General features: G+C 32.4%; 12 protein-coding genes. 11 read left to right on the top strand and 1 reads right to left on the bottom strand.

Annotated features, from left to right (window positions below; all coding sequences use genetic code 11):
- Positions 1 to 54 precede the first annotated feature (54 nt).
- The 10 genes from DUT90_RS10830 to DUT90_RS10875 all read left to right on the top strand — a co-directional run bounded on the left by DUT90_RS10830 (position 55) and on the right by DUT90_RS10875 (position 14,523).
- Entirely contained in the window at positions 55 to 3,111 is a 3,057-nt protein-coding gene (locus DUT90_RS10830) for a TAT-variant-translocated molybdopterin oxidoreductase (protein ID WP_114427204.1), read from the top strand.
- Between the two features lie 57 nt (positions 3,112 to 3,168).
- Complete coding sequence (nrfD, locus tag DUT90_RS10835) at positions 3,169 to 4,626, top strand: NrfD/PsrC family molybdoenzyme membrane anchor subunit (protein ID WP_114427205.1); 1,458 nt, start codon at positions 3,169 to 3,171, stop codon at positions 4,624 to 4,626.
- A 2-nt stretch (positions 4,627 to 4,628) separates the two neighbouring features.
- Complete coding sequence (locus tag DUT90_RS10840) at positions 4,629 to 5,156, top strand: DUF3341 domain-containing protein (protein WP_114427206.1); 528 nt, start codon at positions 4,629 to 4,631, stop codon at positions 5,154 to 5,156.
- Positions 5,157 to 5,166: 10 nt separating this feature from the next.
- Entirely contained in the window at positions 5,167 to 5,715 is a 549-nt protein-coding gene (locus DUT90_RS10845; protein ID WP_181858192.1) for a cytochrome c, read from the top strand.
- A gap of 26 nt (positions 5,716 to 5,741) precedes the next feature.
- A complete protein-coding gene (locus DUT90_RS10850) occupies positions 5,742 to 7,187 on the top strand; it encodes a quinol:cytochrome C oxidoreductase (RefSeq protein WP_114427207.1) in 1,446 nt (481 codons plus the stop codon).
- A 36-nt stretch (positions 7,188 to 7,223) separates the two neighbouring features.
- Positions 7,224 to 8,231 carry a cytochrome c oxidase subunit II gene (locus DUT90_RS10855; RefSeq protein WP_114427208.1) on the top strand — a complete coding sequence of 336 codons (1,008 nt, stop codon included), beginning with the start codon at positions 7,224 to 7,226 and terminating at the stop codon, positions 8,229 to 8,231.
- Positions 8,232 to 8,266: 35 nt separating this feature from the next.
- Positions 8,267 to 10,048 (top strand): cbb3-type cytochrome c oxidase subunit I, encoded by a 1,782-nt coding sequence (locus DUT90_RS10860; protein ID WP_114427209.1) that lies wholly within the window; start codon positions 8,267 to 8,269, stop codon positions 10,046 to 10,048.
- A 203-nt stretch (positions 10,049 to 10,251) separates the two neighbouring features.
- A complete protein-coding gene (gene ruvB / locus DUT90_RS10865) occupies positions 10,252 to 11,274 on the top strand; it encodes a Holliday junction branch migration DNA helicase RuvB (protein ID WP_114427210.1) in 1,023 nt (340 codons plus the stop codon).
- Positions 11,275 to 11,331: 57 nt separating this feature from the next.
- Positions 11,332 to 13,056 (top strand): SulP family inorganic anion transporter, encoded by a 1,725-nt coding sequence (locus DUT90_RS10870; RefSeq protein ID WP_114427211.1) that lies wholly within the window; start codon positions 11,332 to 11,334, stop codon positions 13,054 to 13,056.
- A 60-nt stretch (positions 13,057 to 13,116) separates the two neighbouring features.
- The gene (locus DUT90_RS10875; RefSeq protein WP_114427212.1) at positions 13,117 to 14,523 is read left to right on the top strand and encodes a rhodanese-like domain-containing protein; all 1,407 of its coding nucleotides are present in this window, start codon (positions 13,117 to 13,119) and stop codon (positions 14,521 to 14,523) included.
- 70 nt (positions 14,524 to 14,593) lie between these two features.
- Here DUT90_RS10875 and DUT90_RS10880 read toward each other — a convergent pair whose 3' ends face one another.
- On the bottom strand, positions 14,594 to 15,421 hold the full coding sequence (locus DUT90_RS10880) for a universal stress protein (protein ID WP_114427213.1): 828 nt from the start codon (positions 15,419 to 15,421) through the stop codon (positions 14,594 to 14,596).
- A gap of 176 nt (positions 15,422 to 15,597) precedes the next feature.
- On the opposite strand from DUT90_RS10880, the gene rimP reads away from it, so the two are divergent.
- On the top strand, positions 15,598 to 16,059 hold the full coding sequence (rimP, locus tag DUT90_RS10885) for a ribosome assembly cofactor RimP (protein WP_114427214.1): 462 nt from the start codon (positions 15,598 to 15,600) through the stop codon (positions 16,057 to 16,059).
- Positions 16,060 to 16,064: the final 5 nt, after the last annotated feature.

Consider the following 16,064-nt stretch of genomic DNA (forward strand, 5'->3'; position numbering starts at 1 on the left):
AGATAGTTTTGGGTACTACAATATCTACAGCTAACAACTAATAACTATATATAAATGGCTTCAAACAAAAAATACTGGAAAAGTGTTGAGGAACTTAAAGACAGTTCTATTGTTGAAACGTTGAGTAAAAACGAGTTTGTAGAAGAAATTCCAACAGATCAGTTTTTAGGTGATAAAGAAACGTTAGAGAATTCGTCTACATCGCGTAGAGATTTCTTGAAATATGTTGGGTTCACAACTGCTGCAGCTTCTTTAGCTGCTTGTGAAGGACCAGTTGTTAAATCAATTCCTTACGTAGTACAACCAAATGATGTAATTCCTGGAGTTGCAGACTGGTATGCTACATCTATAGCAGACGGTTATGATTTTGCAAATGTTTTAGTTAAAACACGAGAAGGGCGTCCAATTCAAATCATGCCAAATAAAGAAGCAAACGGCACAACAAGCGCAAGAGTGCAAGCTGCTGTTCTTTCTTTGTATGATGAAAAACTACGTTTAAAAAATCCATCAAAATCAGGAGAAGAAATTAGTTGGGCAGATGCTGATAAAGAAATAGGAGTAAAATTAAACGAATTAAAAGAAGCTAATAAACCTGTTGTACTTTTAACAGGAACTCTAGCAAGCCCTTCTACTCAGAAAATTATTGAAGGTTTTACAGAGGTTTATCCAAATATAAAACATGTTGTATATGATGCAGTTTCAGAGTCTGGTGCTGCTGATGCTTTTATGGCAATGTATGGCAAACGTGCGTTGCCAAATTACCATCTAGATAAAGCTAAAACAATTGTTTCTTTTGGTGCAGACTTTTTAGGGGATTTTCATGGTGGTTTTGAAAAACAATATATAGCTGGTAGAAATCCAAATACTGGACAGATGTCTTATCATGTTCAGTTTGAAAGCAACATGTCTTTGACTGGTGCTAATGCAGATAAAAGAGTGGTAGTAAAGCCTTCAGATCAAGTATTTGCTTTACTTAACTTGTATAATGCAATTACAGGAAACAATATTTCATCTAAAGCAACACCTGTAGATGCTGAAGTGAAGAAAATGGCCGTTGAATTAAAGAAGTCAGGTTCTAAAGCGGTTGTACTAACAGGGCTTAACGATAAAAATGCGCAATTAGTTGCTTTGGCAATTAATGCTGCTTTAAACAGCGAAATTGTTGATGTAAATAACACATTAAATGTTCGCCAAGGAAACGATACAGAAGTAGCTCAGTTGGTTTCTGATATGAAATCAGGAAAGATAGCAGGTGTAATTTCTTACAATGTAGATCCTATATATACTTTATCAAATGCTGAAGATTTTGCAGCTGGTTTAGATAAAGTTTCTTTAAAAGTAGCATTGTCAACAGAAAATAGTGCTACAGTTAATGCAATGGATTATGCATTACCAACTCCACATTTTTTAGAGTCTTGGGGAGATACTCAGTTTGATGAGTCTACTTATGGTTTAATGCAACCAACAATTCAACCATTATTCAATACACGTCAAGTACAAGATGTTTTGTTAAAATGGTCTGGAAACAGTACAAAATATTATGATTATTTAAAAGCATTTGCTGCTACAACGATTCTTAACGAATCTTCGTGGAACAAAGCATTGCATAACGGATTTTTCAAAAGAGAAATTGTTGCGAGTAATATAAAAGCAGAAGTTTCTGTAGCAAATGCTGCAGCAGCCTTGTCAAGTTCAGCAAAAAAAGCATCAGGCTTTGAGTTAAACTTATATACAAAAACAGGTTTAGGTGATGGTAAGCAGGCTAACAATCCTTGGTTACAAGAATTTCCTGATCCAATTACAAGAGCTTCTTGGGATAATTATCTAACGATATCTATGGCAGATGCCAAAGAATTAGGTTTTTCAAATCCTGTAAAAGACAATGGAGCAATTGATGGAGATTATGCAAAAGTTTCTGTTAACGGAAAAGAAGTAGTTGTACCTGTAATGATACAACCAGGTCAAGCTAAAGGTTCTTTAGGATTGTCTTTAGGATATGGAAAAACTTTTGGATTAAAAGAAGAAATGCAAGTTGGGGTAAATGCTTATCCTTTATATGTTAATGGAAATAATATCCAATACGGAGTTGCAATAGAAAAAGTGTCAGGAAACCATAAATTTGCATGTACTCAAGTACAAAAAACAATTGCTGGACGACACGATATCTTAAAAGTTGCTTCTTTAAAAGAGTATAAAACTGTTGAACCTAAAGATCATCACCATGGGTGGAATAAACCTGCGTATGTGTCTTATGATCATCAAGAAGTAGAAGCAAATACTATCGATTTATGGGATGAGCACAATAGAGATATGGGGCATCATTTTAATCTATCTATAGATTTGACATCTTGTACAGGTTGTGGAGCATGTGTTGTAGCATGTCATGCAGAAAACAACGTTCCTGTAGTAGGTAAAAATGAAGTAAGAATTGGTAGAGATATGCACTGGTTGCGTATTGATAGATATTATTCATCTGAAGTAGAAACTAGAGAAGAAGCCAAAGAGTTAGGTTTAAGTAGAGGAGAAACATACAGAAAGCTAGAAACTGAAGCAGAAAACCCAGAGGTTACTTTCCAACCGATGATGTGTCAACACTGTAATCATGCTCCGTGTGAAACAGTTTGTCCAGTAGCAGCCACCACTCACGGTCGTCAAGGTCAGAATCAAATGACTTATAACAGATGTGTAGGTACAAGATATTGTGCAAACAATTGTCCATATAGAGTACGTCGTTTCAATTGGTTTAAATATTCTGACAATAGTGAATTTGACTTCAATATGAATAATGAATACGGTAAAATGGTGTTAAATCCAGATGTTGTTGTACGTTCTAGAGGAGTTATGGAAAAATGTTCTATGTGTATTCAAATGACCCAAGCAACTATTCTAAAAGCAAAAAAAGAAGGTAGACTAGTTAATACAGATGAATTTGAAACAGCTTGTTCGTCTGCATGTACAACAGGAGCTATGGTTTTTGGAGATGTAAATAATAAAAAAGATAAAGTTGCAGCACTTGCAGAAGACAAAAGAGCATACAACGTCTTAGATTATTTACAAACAAAACCAAACGTAATCTATCAAGTAAAAATAAAAAATACTAACGAAGCTTAAATGAGTTGGAAAGTTTTACAACTTTCAACTAAAATTATAAAACTAAGTAATTAAAATATGTCTCATTACGAAGCACCCTACAGGGAACCCTTAATATTAGGTGATAAAAATTATCACGATATTACTGAAGACATTGCTAGACCTATAGAAGGTAAAGCAAATAAAAATTGGTACATGGCATTTTATATTTCTTTAGCAGCAATGCTATGGGGGTTTGGATGTATTTTTTATACCATAGGAACAGGTATTGGAGTATGGGGATTAAGCAAAAACATTGGATGGGCTTGGGATATTACCAACTTTGTTTGGTGGGTAGGTATTGGTCATGCTGGTACACTTATTTCTGCAGTACTTTTGTTATTCCGTCAAAAATGGAGAATGGCAATTAACCGTTCTGCTGAAGCAATGACAATTTTTGCAGTTTTTCAAGCAGGATTGTTTCCAATTATTCATATGGGACGTCCTTGGGATGCGTTTTGGGTATTACCAATTCCGAATCAATACGGTTCTTTGTGGGTAAACTTTAACTCTCCATTATTATGGGACGTTTTTGCAATTTCAACATATTTATCTGTATCATTAGTTTTCTGGTGGACAGGTTTATTACCAGATTTTGCAACAATTAGAGATAGAGCAGTAAAACCATTTCAGAAAAAAATATATTCATTATTGAGTTTTGGTTGGTCTGGTAGAGCTAAAGATTGGCAACGTTTTGAAGAGGTTTCTTTAGTGTTAGCAGGTTTAGCAACACCATTAGTACTTTCTGTACATACTATTGTATCTATGGACTTTGCCACATCTATAAATCCTGGTTGGCACTCAACAATTTTCCCTCCTTATTTCGTAGCAGGAGCAATCTTTTCAGGATTTGCTATGGTGCAGACCTTATTAGGTATTATGCGTAAAGTTACAAATATGGAAGCATATATTACTCGTTTACATGTAGAGTATATGAATATTGTAATCATCTTAACTGGTGGTATAGTGGCTGTGGCTTATGCAACTGAATTTTTTATTGCTTGGTATACAGGGTCTCCATATGAGAATTATACATATCTTTCTGTAGGTGCTGCAACAGGGCCATATGCTTGGGCATTTTATTCATTATTATTCTTTAATATCTTAACACCACAATTATTATGGTTTAAGAAAATTAGAAGAAGTTTTATATGGTCTTTCATCATCTCAATATTTATCAATATTGGTATGTGGTTTGAGCGTTTTGATATCATTGCAATTGTATTAAGTAAAGGTCATTTACCATCTACATGGTGGCGTTTTGAACCAACTTTTGTAGATGTTGGTATCTTTATAGGAACTATAGGATTCTTCTTTGTGCTATTTTTATTATATGCTAGAACATTTCCAGTAATACCAACTGCAGAGATTAAAACAATTTTAAAGTCTTCTGGAGAATTTTACAAAAAGAGAAGAGAAGAAGGTATACCTACAAAACCTGCAATAGTAATTGCAAATAATGAGGTTGTTAAAAAAGATAAATCAGATAAAGAATAATTATGGAATCATCAAAAGTTATTCACGCATTATATAATGATGATGAGATTTTGTTAGATGCAGTAAAAGCTGTTAAAGCAAAACACCATCACATAGAAGAAGTTTTTTGTCCTTTTCCAGTTCATGGTTTAGATAAAGCTATGGGATTAGCTCCTACAAGACTTGCTATCACAGCATTTATGTATGGAATTACAGGTTTGTCTTTTGCTATCTGGATGACAAATTATATGATGATTCAGAATTGGCCACAAGATATTGGAGGTAAACCAAGTTTTTCATGGTTTGAAAATATGCCAGCATTTGTGCCAATCATGTTTGAATTAACAGTATTTTTTGCGGCTCACTTAATGGTAATTACATTTTATATGAGAAGTAGAATTTGGCCATTCAAAGATGCAGAAAATCCAGATCCAAGAACAACAGACGATCATTTTTTAATGGAAATACCTGTACATAATAATGAAGAAGAATTAACTGCTTTATTATCAGCAACAGGAGCTGTAGAAATTAATGTAGTAGACAAGCACTAAAAAATAGATAATGAAGAATTTAAAATTAATTATCGCTTTAGTAGTTTTTGCAAGCATGGTTGCTTGTAATAACAAAAGAAAACCACAGGTACAATACATGCCAGATATGTATGAATCCGTACCTTACAATGCCAATACTGAAAATGGTATAAATGATAAACCAGTAAATAGAAAACCAGTAGCAGGTACAATTCCTAGAGGAGGGCACCCAGCGTATGATATTCCAGATACTAATGAAGGTTACGAGCTAGCAAAAGCTACACTTAAAAATCCGTTAGCTTTCAATGAAAAGAATTTAGATAACGGTAAAAAGATGTACGATATCTATTGTATTTCTTGCCACGGAAAAAAAGGTGCAGGAAACGGTTATCTTGTTGAGGCTGAAAAATTTCTAGGAATACCAAATTATAAAGATAGAGATTTAACAGAAGGAAGTATTTACCATGTACTTATGTATGGTAAAAACTTGATGGGTTCACATTCGTCTCAGTTAACATATAAAGAACGTTGGCAGGTTGTACAATACGTACAAAAATTACGTGCTGATTTATTAAAATAATTACAAAAAGATAGAATACTAAAGATATGTATCAATTCTCAGGTAAATTAAAAACTTTCTCTCTTGCACTTATGTTATTAGGTGTTTTAGGAATTGCATATGGCTTTTTTTCGACCCCAAAAACGATAGAAGAAGCCAAAGAAATTATAGCACATCAATCTTCTCATGGAGATGCTCATGGAACTACACACGTTACTGAAGAATCTAATGCTCATGGTAGTAATGACCATCATGAAAGCGCTAGTGGAGTTCACGGGTCAGATACTCATGTGGATAAAGAAATGAGTGCACATGGTGCTCATAATGACGATTCACATGCAGAGCATGTATTACATCAGTTACAAAACAGACCATGGTCTGCGTTATACGTACCTTTATTTTTCTTTTTAGGATTAACATTACTTGTGTTAGCGTTTTATGCAGCCCAAAGAGTTGCGCAATCTGGTTGGTCTATCGTTATCTTTAGAGTTTTTGAAGCAATTACTGCTAATTTAGTACCAACATCAATTATAATGGCACTTATAGTTATTGCAACGGCAATGCATTTCAATCATTTATTTTCATGGATGACGCCAGGAACCTTTGATCCTGCTAGCCCAAATTATGATCCAATTGTTGATGGAAAGTCTTGGTGGATAAATACACCAGGTTGGGTCATAAGAAGTATTGTTTATTTATTACTTTGGAATGCTTATAGGTGGATAATTCGTAAAAATTCTATCAAAGAAGATACTGCTAATGATGGAGGTAAAACATACAAATTTAACTACAATGCATCTGTTGTTTTCTTAGTTGTTTTTATGATTACAGAAACGCTAATGTCTTGGGATTGGATTATGGGACTAGACCCACACTGGTTCTCTACATTGTTTGGTTGGTATGTATTAGCAACTTTATTAGTTAGTGCATTAACGGTTACAGCTTTAGTTACAATATATCTACGTTCTAAAGGCTTTTTACCTGCTGTAAATGACAGTCACATTCATGATTTAGCAAAATTTATGTTCGGTTTTTCAGTATTCTGGACGTATCTATGGTTTGCTCAATTTATGTTAATATGGTATTCAAACATACCTGAAGAAGGTACTTATTTTGTAGCAAGATTTACAGAATATAAACTACCTTTTTTAGCCATGGTTGGTATGAACTTTGTGTTCCCAATATTATTATTGTTAAATAGTGATTTTAAAAGTAAACCTTGGTTTGTTATCATCGGAGGTATTGTAATTTTAGCAGGTCATTATATAGATGTTTTCATCATGGTAATGCCAGCAACTGTTGGTGGTCAATGGGGATTTGGTATTCCTGAAGCTAGTGCATTATTACTTTTTGTAGGTATATTTATCTATGCTACATTCAGTGCCTTTGCTAAGGCAAAACCAATTCCAGAAGGAAATCCATTTCTAGAAGAAAGCGAACATTTTCACTACTATAATATAGAACATAGTGGAGAAAGTTCAGATCATCATTAATAAATAATTAAATTAAATAATTAAGACGAGATAAATATGCTAGCTCTATTTTATATTTTTATAGGTGTTGCAATAGGTGTAAGTTTTTGGCAAGTAACAAGAATACTAAATTTTAGAAGTTCTATAGCTAATGACAAAGACAATAAAACACAAGGTAAAAACGCTTTATACTTTATGGTGTTTTTATATGTAATGATGGTTTATTGTTTAATAGCAATGAATGTTATTATGCTACCAGAATCTGCTTCTTACGAAGGAGAGCATGACGATAATCTTTTCAGTATTACATTTTGGTTGATAGGTGTTGTGCAATTTATCATGCAATTTCTAATCTTTTTCTTTACTTATAAGTATAAAGGAAGTAAAGATAGAAAAGCAAAGTTTTATGCCGATAGTCATAAGTTAGAATTCATTTGGACAGTTACACCAGCTATAGTTTTAGTTGTATTAATCGGTTACGGTCTATGGCAATGGAACAACGTAATGGACCTATCTGGAGAAGATGACCCTATTGTAATTGAAGTATACTCTCAACAATTTAGATGGGATGCTCGTTATGCAGGTGAAGATAATACTTTAGGTTTAGGAAACGTAAATTACATTAAAGGTATCAACACAATGGGTGTAGATATGAGTGATAAAAATGCTCAAGATGATGTACAAGTTACAGAGTTATATTTACCAAAAGGAAGAAAAATACATTTTAAATTTAGATCTCAAGATGTATTACACTCTGCATATATGCCTCACTTTAGAGCTCAGATGAACTGTGTTCCAGGAATGGTAACAGAGTTTGGTTTTACACCAAAATATACTACAGAAGAAATGAGACAACAACCTGAAGTGATAGAAAAAACTTTAGGAATAAATAAAGTAAGAAGAGCTAAGGGTGAAGACCCATATATTTTTGATTACCTATTATTATGTAATAAAATCTGTGGAGCATCACATTACAACATGCAAATGAAAATTACTGTTGTAGAGCCAGATGAATATGAAAAATGGATAGCTGAGCAACCAACTCTAGCGTCAGTTGTTAAATAAAATAATAAAAAAATAACTACAAATAATAATAGATTATGTCAGAACATCATCATAAAGAAACATTTGTAACAAAATATATTTTTAGTCAAGATCATAAAATGATTGCTAAACAATTCTTGGTTACAGGAATGTTTATGGGAATTATTGGAGTTTTCATGTCTATGTTATTCCGTCTTCAATTGGCGTGGCCAGAAAAGTCCTTCTCAATAATAGAAGCTTTTTTAGGATCTCATCAAACAGATGGAGTGATGAGCCCAGACATATACCTAGCCTTAGTTACAATACACGGTACAATAATGGTATTCTTTGTACTTACAGCAGGATTAAGTGGTACATTTTCAAATCTATTAATTCCATTGCAAATCGGAGCTAGAGATATGGCTTCTGGTTTTATGAATATGTTATCATACTGGTTGTTCTTTATATCATCAGTACTTATGGTTATATCATTGTTCGTAGAAGCAGGACCAGCATCTGCAGGATGGACAATTTATCCGCCATTAAGTGCATTACCACAAGCAATTCCAGGTTCTGGAGCAGGTATGACTTTATGGTTAGTATCTATGGCTATATTTATTGCTTCGTCTTTAATTGGTTCATTAAACTATATAGTAACTGTTCTTAATCTAAGAACTAAAGGAATGAAGATGACAAGATTGCCACTAACAATTTGGGCTTTCTTTATTACAGCAGTTATAGGTGTAGTATCATTCCCAGTATTATTATCAGCAGCATTATTATTAGTTTTTGATAGAAGTTTTGGTACATCGTTTTACTTGTCAGATATATTTATTTCAGGTGAAGTATTACATTATCAAGGAGGATCACCAGTGTTATTTGAACATTTATTTTGGTTCTTAGGTCACCCTGAGGTTTACATTGTGCTGTTGCCTGCATTAGGAATTACTTCAGAAATTATATCAACACATTCCAGAAAACCAATTTTCGGTTATAGAGCAATGATTGGATCTATCATGGCAATTGCTTTCCTATCAACGATAGTTTGGGGTCACCATATGTTTATTTCAGGAATGAATCCATTTTTAGGCTCTGTATTTACATTTACAACCTTATTAATTGCAATTCCATCAGCAGTAAAAGCATTTAACTATGTTACAACGCTGTGGAAAGGTAATTTACAGCTAAACCCAGCGATGTTATTTTCTATTGGGCTAGTATCTACATTTGTAACAGGAGGATTAACAGGGTTAGTTTTAGGAGATTCTGCATTAGATATTAATATTCATGATACTTACTTTGTTGTGGCTCACTTTCACTTAGTAATGGGTGTATCAGCAATTTTTGGGATGTATGCAGGTATTTATCACTGGTTTCCAAAAATGTATGGTAGAATGATGAACAAGACATTAGGATATTGGCACTTTTGGGTAACGATTATATGTGCTTACGGCGTTTTTTGGCCAATGCATTTTATAGGTCTTGCTGGTTTACCAAGAAGATATTATACAAATACAAACTTTCCAATGTTTGATGATTTGGCAGATATTAATGTTGTAATTACAATGTTTGCTTTAGTTGGAGGTTTAGCCCAAATTATCTTTATCGGAAACTTCTTTATCTCTATGTATAGAGGAGAAAAAGCTTCTCAAAACCCTTGGAAATCTAATACATTAGAATGGACAACACCTGTAGAACATGTTCACGGAAACTGGCCAGGTAAAATACCAGAAGTACATAGATGGGCTTATGACTATAGTAAGAGAGTAGATGCAGAAGATGATGATAGCGACTACTTACACGGTCAAGATTTCGTTTTACAAACAACTCCATTGTTAGACGGTGAAGAACCATCTTAAAATAATAACAACAAATAATCAAAAAAACCTTTTCATATTCGAAAAGGTTTTTTGTTATAATAGGGTTTATTCAAATGTATAGTTTTTACTTTTTAAAATAAACTAAGTTTAATTCATAAATAATCATTATCTTATTATTAACTTGTATTTTGTGTAACAAAAGGTACACAATATCTCATTCAAAATCTCTTATCTTTGTAACTATGAATGAAAATCTTAATCCTGAAAACACTAATTTTTCTTCAGAAGAATTAGATTTAGAAAGAAAACTGAGACCTTTATCTTTTGATGATTTTACAGGACAAGACCAAGCTATAGAAAATTTAAAGATTTTTGTAGAAGCTGCAAATCAAAGAGGAGAAGCATTAGATCATACTTTATTTCATGGGCCTCCAGGTTTAGGAAAAACAACATTAGCTCATATTTTGGCAAATGAATTGGGTGTAGGTATAAAAGTTACATCAGGCCCAGTATTAGACAAACCAGGAGATTTGGCGGGCTTATTGACCAATTTAGATGAAAGAGATGTATTGTTTATAGATGAAATACATCGTTTAAGTCCCATCGTAGAAGAGTACTTATATTCTGCTATGGAAGATTATAAAATTGATATTATGATTGAATCTGGACCCAATGCCAGAACAGTTCAAATCAATTTAGAACCATTTACGTTAATAGGTGCTACAACACGTTCAGGATTGCTAACTGCTCCAATGAGAGCAAGATTTGGTATAAGCAGTCGCTTACACTACTATTCTACAGAATTACTAACAACAATCATTCAAAGAAGTGCTCATATTTTAAATGTTCCTATATCTATGGAAGCAGCAATAGAAATTGCAGGAAGAAGTAGAGGAACACCAAGAATTGCCAATGCATTGTTAAGAAGGGTTAGAGATTTTGCTCAAATTAAAGGAGATGGAACTATAAGTATTGAAATTGCAAAATATGCTTTAAAAGCACTAAATGTAGATGCTCATGGTTTAGATGAAATGGATAATAAAATATTATCTACCATCATCGATAAATTTAAAGGTGGACCTGTAGGATTAGGAACTATAGCAACAGCAGTTTCAGAGAATACAGAAACTATAGAAGAAGTTTATGAACCTTTTTTAATTCAACAGGGTTTCATTATGAGAACTCCGAGAGGAAGAGAAGTAACCGATTTAGCATACAAGCATTTAGGAAGAACTAAAGGTACAAACCAAGGAGAACTTTTTTAAATGTCTAAAACAGTAACAAAATAAGAGTTCTTTTCTCTTGAAAAGAAAATTGGACTTATGAATATCAAAAAAATTATACCAATTTTAGAGTGGTTACCCAACTACAATACAATCTTTTTAAAAGGAGATATGTTAGCAGGAATAACAGTTGGTATTATTTTGATTCCTCAAGGTATAGCGTATGCATTAATTGCAGGATTACCACCCATTTACGGTCTTTATTGCGCATTAGTACCTCAAATAATGTATGCAATTTTCGGTTCTTCTAGACAAGTAGCAATTGGTCCGGTAGCAATGGATTCTTTAATTGTTGCAACAGGGGTTTCTACACTGGCTCTAACGGGTTCAGATAGTTATATTTCTATAGCTATTTTATTAGCTTTAATTGTTGGGACTATTCAGTTCATTATGGGTGTTTTTAGTTTGGGTTTCATTGTAAATTTTTTATCTAAACCTGTAATTACAGGATTTACTTCTGCAGTTGCACTCATCATAGGTATCAATCAATTTGGTAACTTACTAGGGGTAAATTTTGTGCAAAGTGACCAAATTCAGTACGTTATAGAAGATATTTGGCAGCAATTTTTAGAGTATAATTTTCATACAACAAGTATTGGTATTATATCTGTATTCATTATTATTTTCTTTAGGAAAATAAATAAAAAAATACCCAATGCACTAATCGTAGTCGTTGTCGGAATTATAATCATGAAGTATTTTGGAAAATCTTTTGAAGATGTAGCAATTGTTAAAGATATTCCATCAGGCTTACCCATTTTTGCAATACCAGAATTTGACATCGATTTAATACGAGAACTATTACCAATTGCATTTACGCTTGTAATGGTTGGTTATCTAGAAACAATTTCTATTGGTAAGTCTTTAGAAGCCAAACAAGATGAATATAGAATTAGACCCAATCAAGAATTAATTGCTCTGGGGTTGGCAAATATGGTAGGCTCATTATTTAAAGCTTACCCAACAACATCTAGTTTTTCTCGCTCTGCAATTAACCAAGAAAGCGGTGCAAGAACAGGAATGGCCGCAATAGTTTCTGTACTTATGGTCGTATTTACTTTATTATTTTTAACACCTTTATTTTACCATTTGCCAAAAACGGTTTTAGCTGCTATCATTATTGTAGCAGTTTTTGGATTGGTAAACGTAAAAGAAGCTCGTTTTTTGTGGAAAGCCAATACATTAGATTTTTGGTTAATGTTAGCTACATTTTTAGCTACATTATTTTTTGGAATAGAATACGGAATAATGGTTGGTGTAGGGCTTTCATTAATCGTTTTAATTTTTAGAACATCTAGACCTTATGTTGCAGAATTAGGTAAAGTACCTAATTCTAATTTTTATAGAAATAAAAGTCGTTTTGAAGAAGTAATCATTGAAAATGACATTTTAATATTTAGATTCGATGCCCAATTATTTTATGCAAATTCAGCATATTTTAGAGATAGGTTAGATGAAATGGCCTCTAACAAAGGAAATCAATTAAAACTAATAGTTTTAGATGCAGAAAGTATTAATAGAGTAGATAGTACAGGGCTAGAAGTATTAAAAGAACGTGTAAAATACTATAAAAACAGAGGTGTAACTTTCTATTTTGCAGGTGTTAAAGGACCTGTAAGAGATGATTTGTTTAAATGTGGCGTGTTGGCAATTATAGATATTAACCATTTTTTTATGCGAGCCAATGATGCCGTAAAATTTTACAAAACGGGAGACAGATCAAAACAAGAAAAATATGCTAAATATATACATCAAGCATATTGATAAATATTATAGAAAATAAACGATTTTTAATGTTATTTTAAATTTCAAATAAAGGTTAAAATGATTATAGAACAAATTTATACAGGCTGTTTAGCTCAAGGAGCATACTTTATAGAAAGTAATGGAGAGGTTGCTATTGTAGATCCTCTTAGAGAAGTACAAGACTATATAGATAAAGCTACTAAAAATAATGCTAAAATCAAATATATTTTTGAAACTCATTTTCATGCAGATTTTGTGAGTGGACATGTAACATTGGCAGAAAAAACAGGAGCTCAAATTGTATATGGTCCGTCAGCAAAAACAAATTTTGATGCCATAATAGCCCAAGACAATCAAATCTTTAAAGTAGGAGATATCACTATTACAGTATTGCATACACCAGGACATACTATGGAAAGTTCTTGTTTTTTATTAAAAGACAAAAATGGAAAAGATCATGCATTGTTTAGTGGAGATACATTATTTTTAGGTGATGTTGGACGTCCAGATTTAGCACAAAAAGGAAAACTAACAGAAAAAGATTTAGCGGGTTTTTTGTACGATAGTTTACGCAATAAGGTAATGACGTTAGCAGATGATGTTATTGTTTATCCTGCTCACGGGGCAGGTTCTGCTTGTGGTAAAAATTTAAGTAAAGAAACTGTAGGAACTATTGGAGAACAAAAGAAAACCAATTATGCTTTAAGATTAGATATGACCAGAACAGAGTTTATTACAGAAGTTACAGATGGTTTGTTACCTCCTCCAGCATATTTTCCATTAAATGTGAAACTTAATAAAGAAGGTTATAAAGATGTAGATGATGTTATTAAAAACAGTGCAAAACCTTTGTCTATAGATGAATTTGAACATATAGCAAATAAAACTGATGCTGTAATCTTAGATGTTCGTCACCAAACCGAATTTGTAAAAGGCTTTATTCCTCAGTCTATTTTTATTGGAATTGATGGCGGATTTGCTCCTTGGGTAGGTGCATTAATTAAAGATATTAATCAACCAATCTTGTTAGTAACCCCAGAAAATAAAGAAGAAGATACTATAACTCGCCTATCTAGAGTTGGTTTTGATAATGTGTTAGGATATTTAGCAGGTAGTTTTGAGTCTTGGAAAAAATCGGGCAAAGAAATAGATACTTTACAATCTGTTTCTGCAGATGTTTTAGAGCAAAAAATAAAAGAAAATAATGCTGTTTTTGATGTTAGAAAACCAGGAGAATTTATAAAAGAACATATTAGAGTTGCAGAAAATACACCTTTAGATTTCTTAAATCACCATATTTCAGAATTTCCTAAAAAAGAAAATTTTTACGTGCATTGTGCTGGTGGATATCGCTCAGTTATCGCAGCATCTATTTTAAAAGCACGTGGTTTTCATAACGTTATTGATGTATCAGGAGGTTATGCGGCTATTAGAAAAACGAATATAGACAGAACAGATGAGGTTTGTCCTTCAACATTAAAATAAAAATATGAAAAATTGGATGTATTTGGTTTTTTCAAGTTTACTAGTTTTATGTTGTATACAACAGGAAGCACTATACCCTAATAGTCATCATCGGTTTTAATGCATTTTTTGATAAATTTTTGGTAACGCTCCCTGTAAATAAGTGTGCTAAACCACTTCTACCATGGGTACTTAAGGTAATTAAATCGGCTTTTATTTCTCTAGAAAAATTTAAAATTCCTTTTTCTACAGAAACATCGCTATAAATATTAATTTTAGATTTAGAGAGTTTAAAATCTGCAATAAATTCTTTTATTTTTCGCTTCGCTTCTGCTGTAGATTCAAAGTTAGATGGCGTATTTATTTTTACTAAATGAATGCTGCTATTAAAAATAGATGCAAAATCAATAAATTTTTGAAATACCTCTGTATTCTCTTTTTTAAAATTTGAGGCAAAAACTAATTTTTTTAGTTTACATTTTTTTTCATCCTTTTTTACAACAAGCACAGGTATGTGAGAACTACGCACTACTTTTTCTGTATTAGAACCAATTATAATTTCTTCAAATTCAGAATGTCCTTTAGATCCCATTATAATCATATCTGTATCAATCTTATTAGCATATTTTTGAATTCCTTCAAAAGGATTGTTCAGTTTTATAAAATATTTGACATCAATTGTAACATCAAAAAAATCATTTTTAAAAGAAAGTACTTTTTCTCTAACTTTTCTCAAATACAACATACTTTCAGGAATACTAAATCTACTTCCAGCACCCATGTCTACAACTCCTTTTGGCAGTTCAATAAGGTGTAGTAAATACACAGTTGCTTTTGTGTCTTTGGCTATTCTTGCCGCCATTTTTGCAGCATATTCAGAAGTCTTAGAAAAATCTATGGGAACTAAAATTTTTTTCATAATACAAAATATTTTTAGTTAATACTATCCTACTTACAATTTACAAAAAATAAATGACTTAAAGTTAATTTGGTAAATGCCAAAGATTTAGTATATTTGCACCGAAAATTAAGGATAAATGATAAGGAAGGGGACTTGAAAGTCCCCTCTTTTTATACTTTTTTTTAAGAAAAAAAATGAACGAGAGCAGAGTAAGAGAATTAGTAGACGAAGCCTTATTGGAGAATGAATCTTTATTTTTAATAGATTTATCAATCTCATCAGACAATAAGATAAAAGTTACGGTAGATGGAGATCATGGGGTTCCGCTAAGCGAATGTGTTAGAATTAGCAGAAACGTAGAGCATAATTTAGATAGAGAGTCAGAGGATTTTTCACTAGAAGTAACAACACCAGATATTTCAAGGCCACTCTCAGAAACGAGACAATACAAAAAGAATATAGACAGAATTCTTAAAGTAAAAACGCAAGAAGAAGAATTTGAAGGGACTTTAATAGAAGCTGATGATAATAACATTGTATTAAAGTGGAAAACAAGAGAACCAAAACCAATTGGAAAAGGTAAAGTTACGGTTGAAAAAACAGCAACCATAGCCTATACAAATATTAAAGAAGCAAAAGTGAAGATTGTATTTTAAGCAAA

The sequence above is a fragment of the Polaribacter sp. WD7 genome, from assembly GCF_003335085.1.
Lineage (GTDB): Bacteria > Bacteroidota > Bacteroidia > Flavobacteriales > Flavobacteriaceae > Polaribacter.

Excerpts from the sequence above, each read along its gene's own strand:
- DUT90_RS10875 (WP_114427212.1), top strand. The coding sequence starts at position 13,117 with ATGATTATAGAACAAATTTATACAGGCTGTTTAGCTCAAGGAGCATAC.
- DUT90_RS10830 (WP_114427204.1), top strand. The coding sequence starts at position 55 with ATGGCTTCAAACAAAAAATACTGGAAAAGTGTTGAGGAACTTAAAGAC.
- DUT90_RS10860 (WP_114427209.1), top strand. The coding sequence starts at position 8,267 with ATGTCAGAACATCATCATAAAGAAACATTTGTAACAAAATATATTTTT.
- rimP (WP_114427214.1), top strand. The coding sequence starts at position 15,598 with ATGAACGAGAGCAGAGTAAGAGAATTAGTAGACGAAGCCTTATTGGAG.
- DUT90_RS10840 (WP_114427206.1), top strand. The coding sequence starts at position 4,629 with ATGGAATCATCAAAAGTTATTCACGCATTATATAATGATGATGAGATT.
- DUT90_RS10870 (WP_114427211.1), top strand. The coding sequence starts at position 11,332 with ATGAATATCAAAAAAATTATACCAATTTTAGAGTGGTTACCCAACTAC.
- DUT90_RS10855 (WP_114427208.1), top strand. The coding sequence starts at position 7,224 with ATGCTAGCTCTATTTTATATTTTTATAGGTGTTGCAATAGGTGTAAGT.
- DUT90_RS10880 (WP_114427213.1), bottom strand. The coding sequence starts at position 15,421 with ATGAAAAAAATTTTAGTTCCCATAGATTTTTCTAAGACTTCTGAATAT.
- DUT90_RS10845 (WP_181858192.1), top strand. The coding sequence starts at position 5,167 with ATGAAGAATTTAAAATTAATTATCGCTTTAGTAGTTTTTGCAAGCATG.
- DUT90_RS10850 (WP_114427207.1), top strand. The coding sequence starts at position 5,742 with ATGTATCAATTCTCAGGTAAATTAAAAACTTTCTCTCTTGCACTTATG.
- ruvB (WP_114427210.1), top strand. The coding sequence starts at position 10,252 with ATGAATGAAAATCTTAATCCTGAAAACACTAATTTTTCTTCAGAAGAA.
- nrfD (WP_114427205.1), top strand. The coding sequence starts at position 3,169 with ATGTCTCATTACGAAGCACCCTACAGGGAACCCTTAATATTAGGTGAT.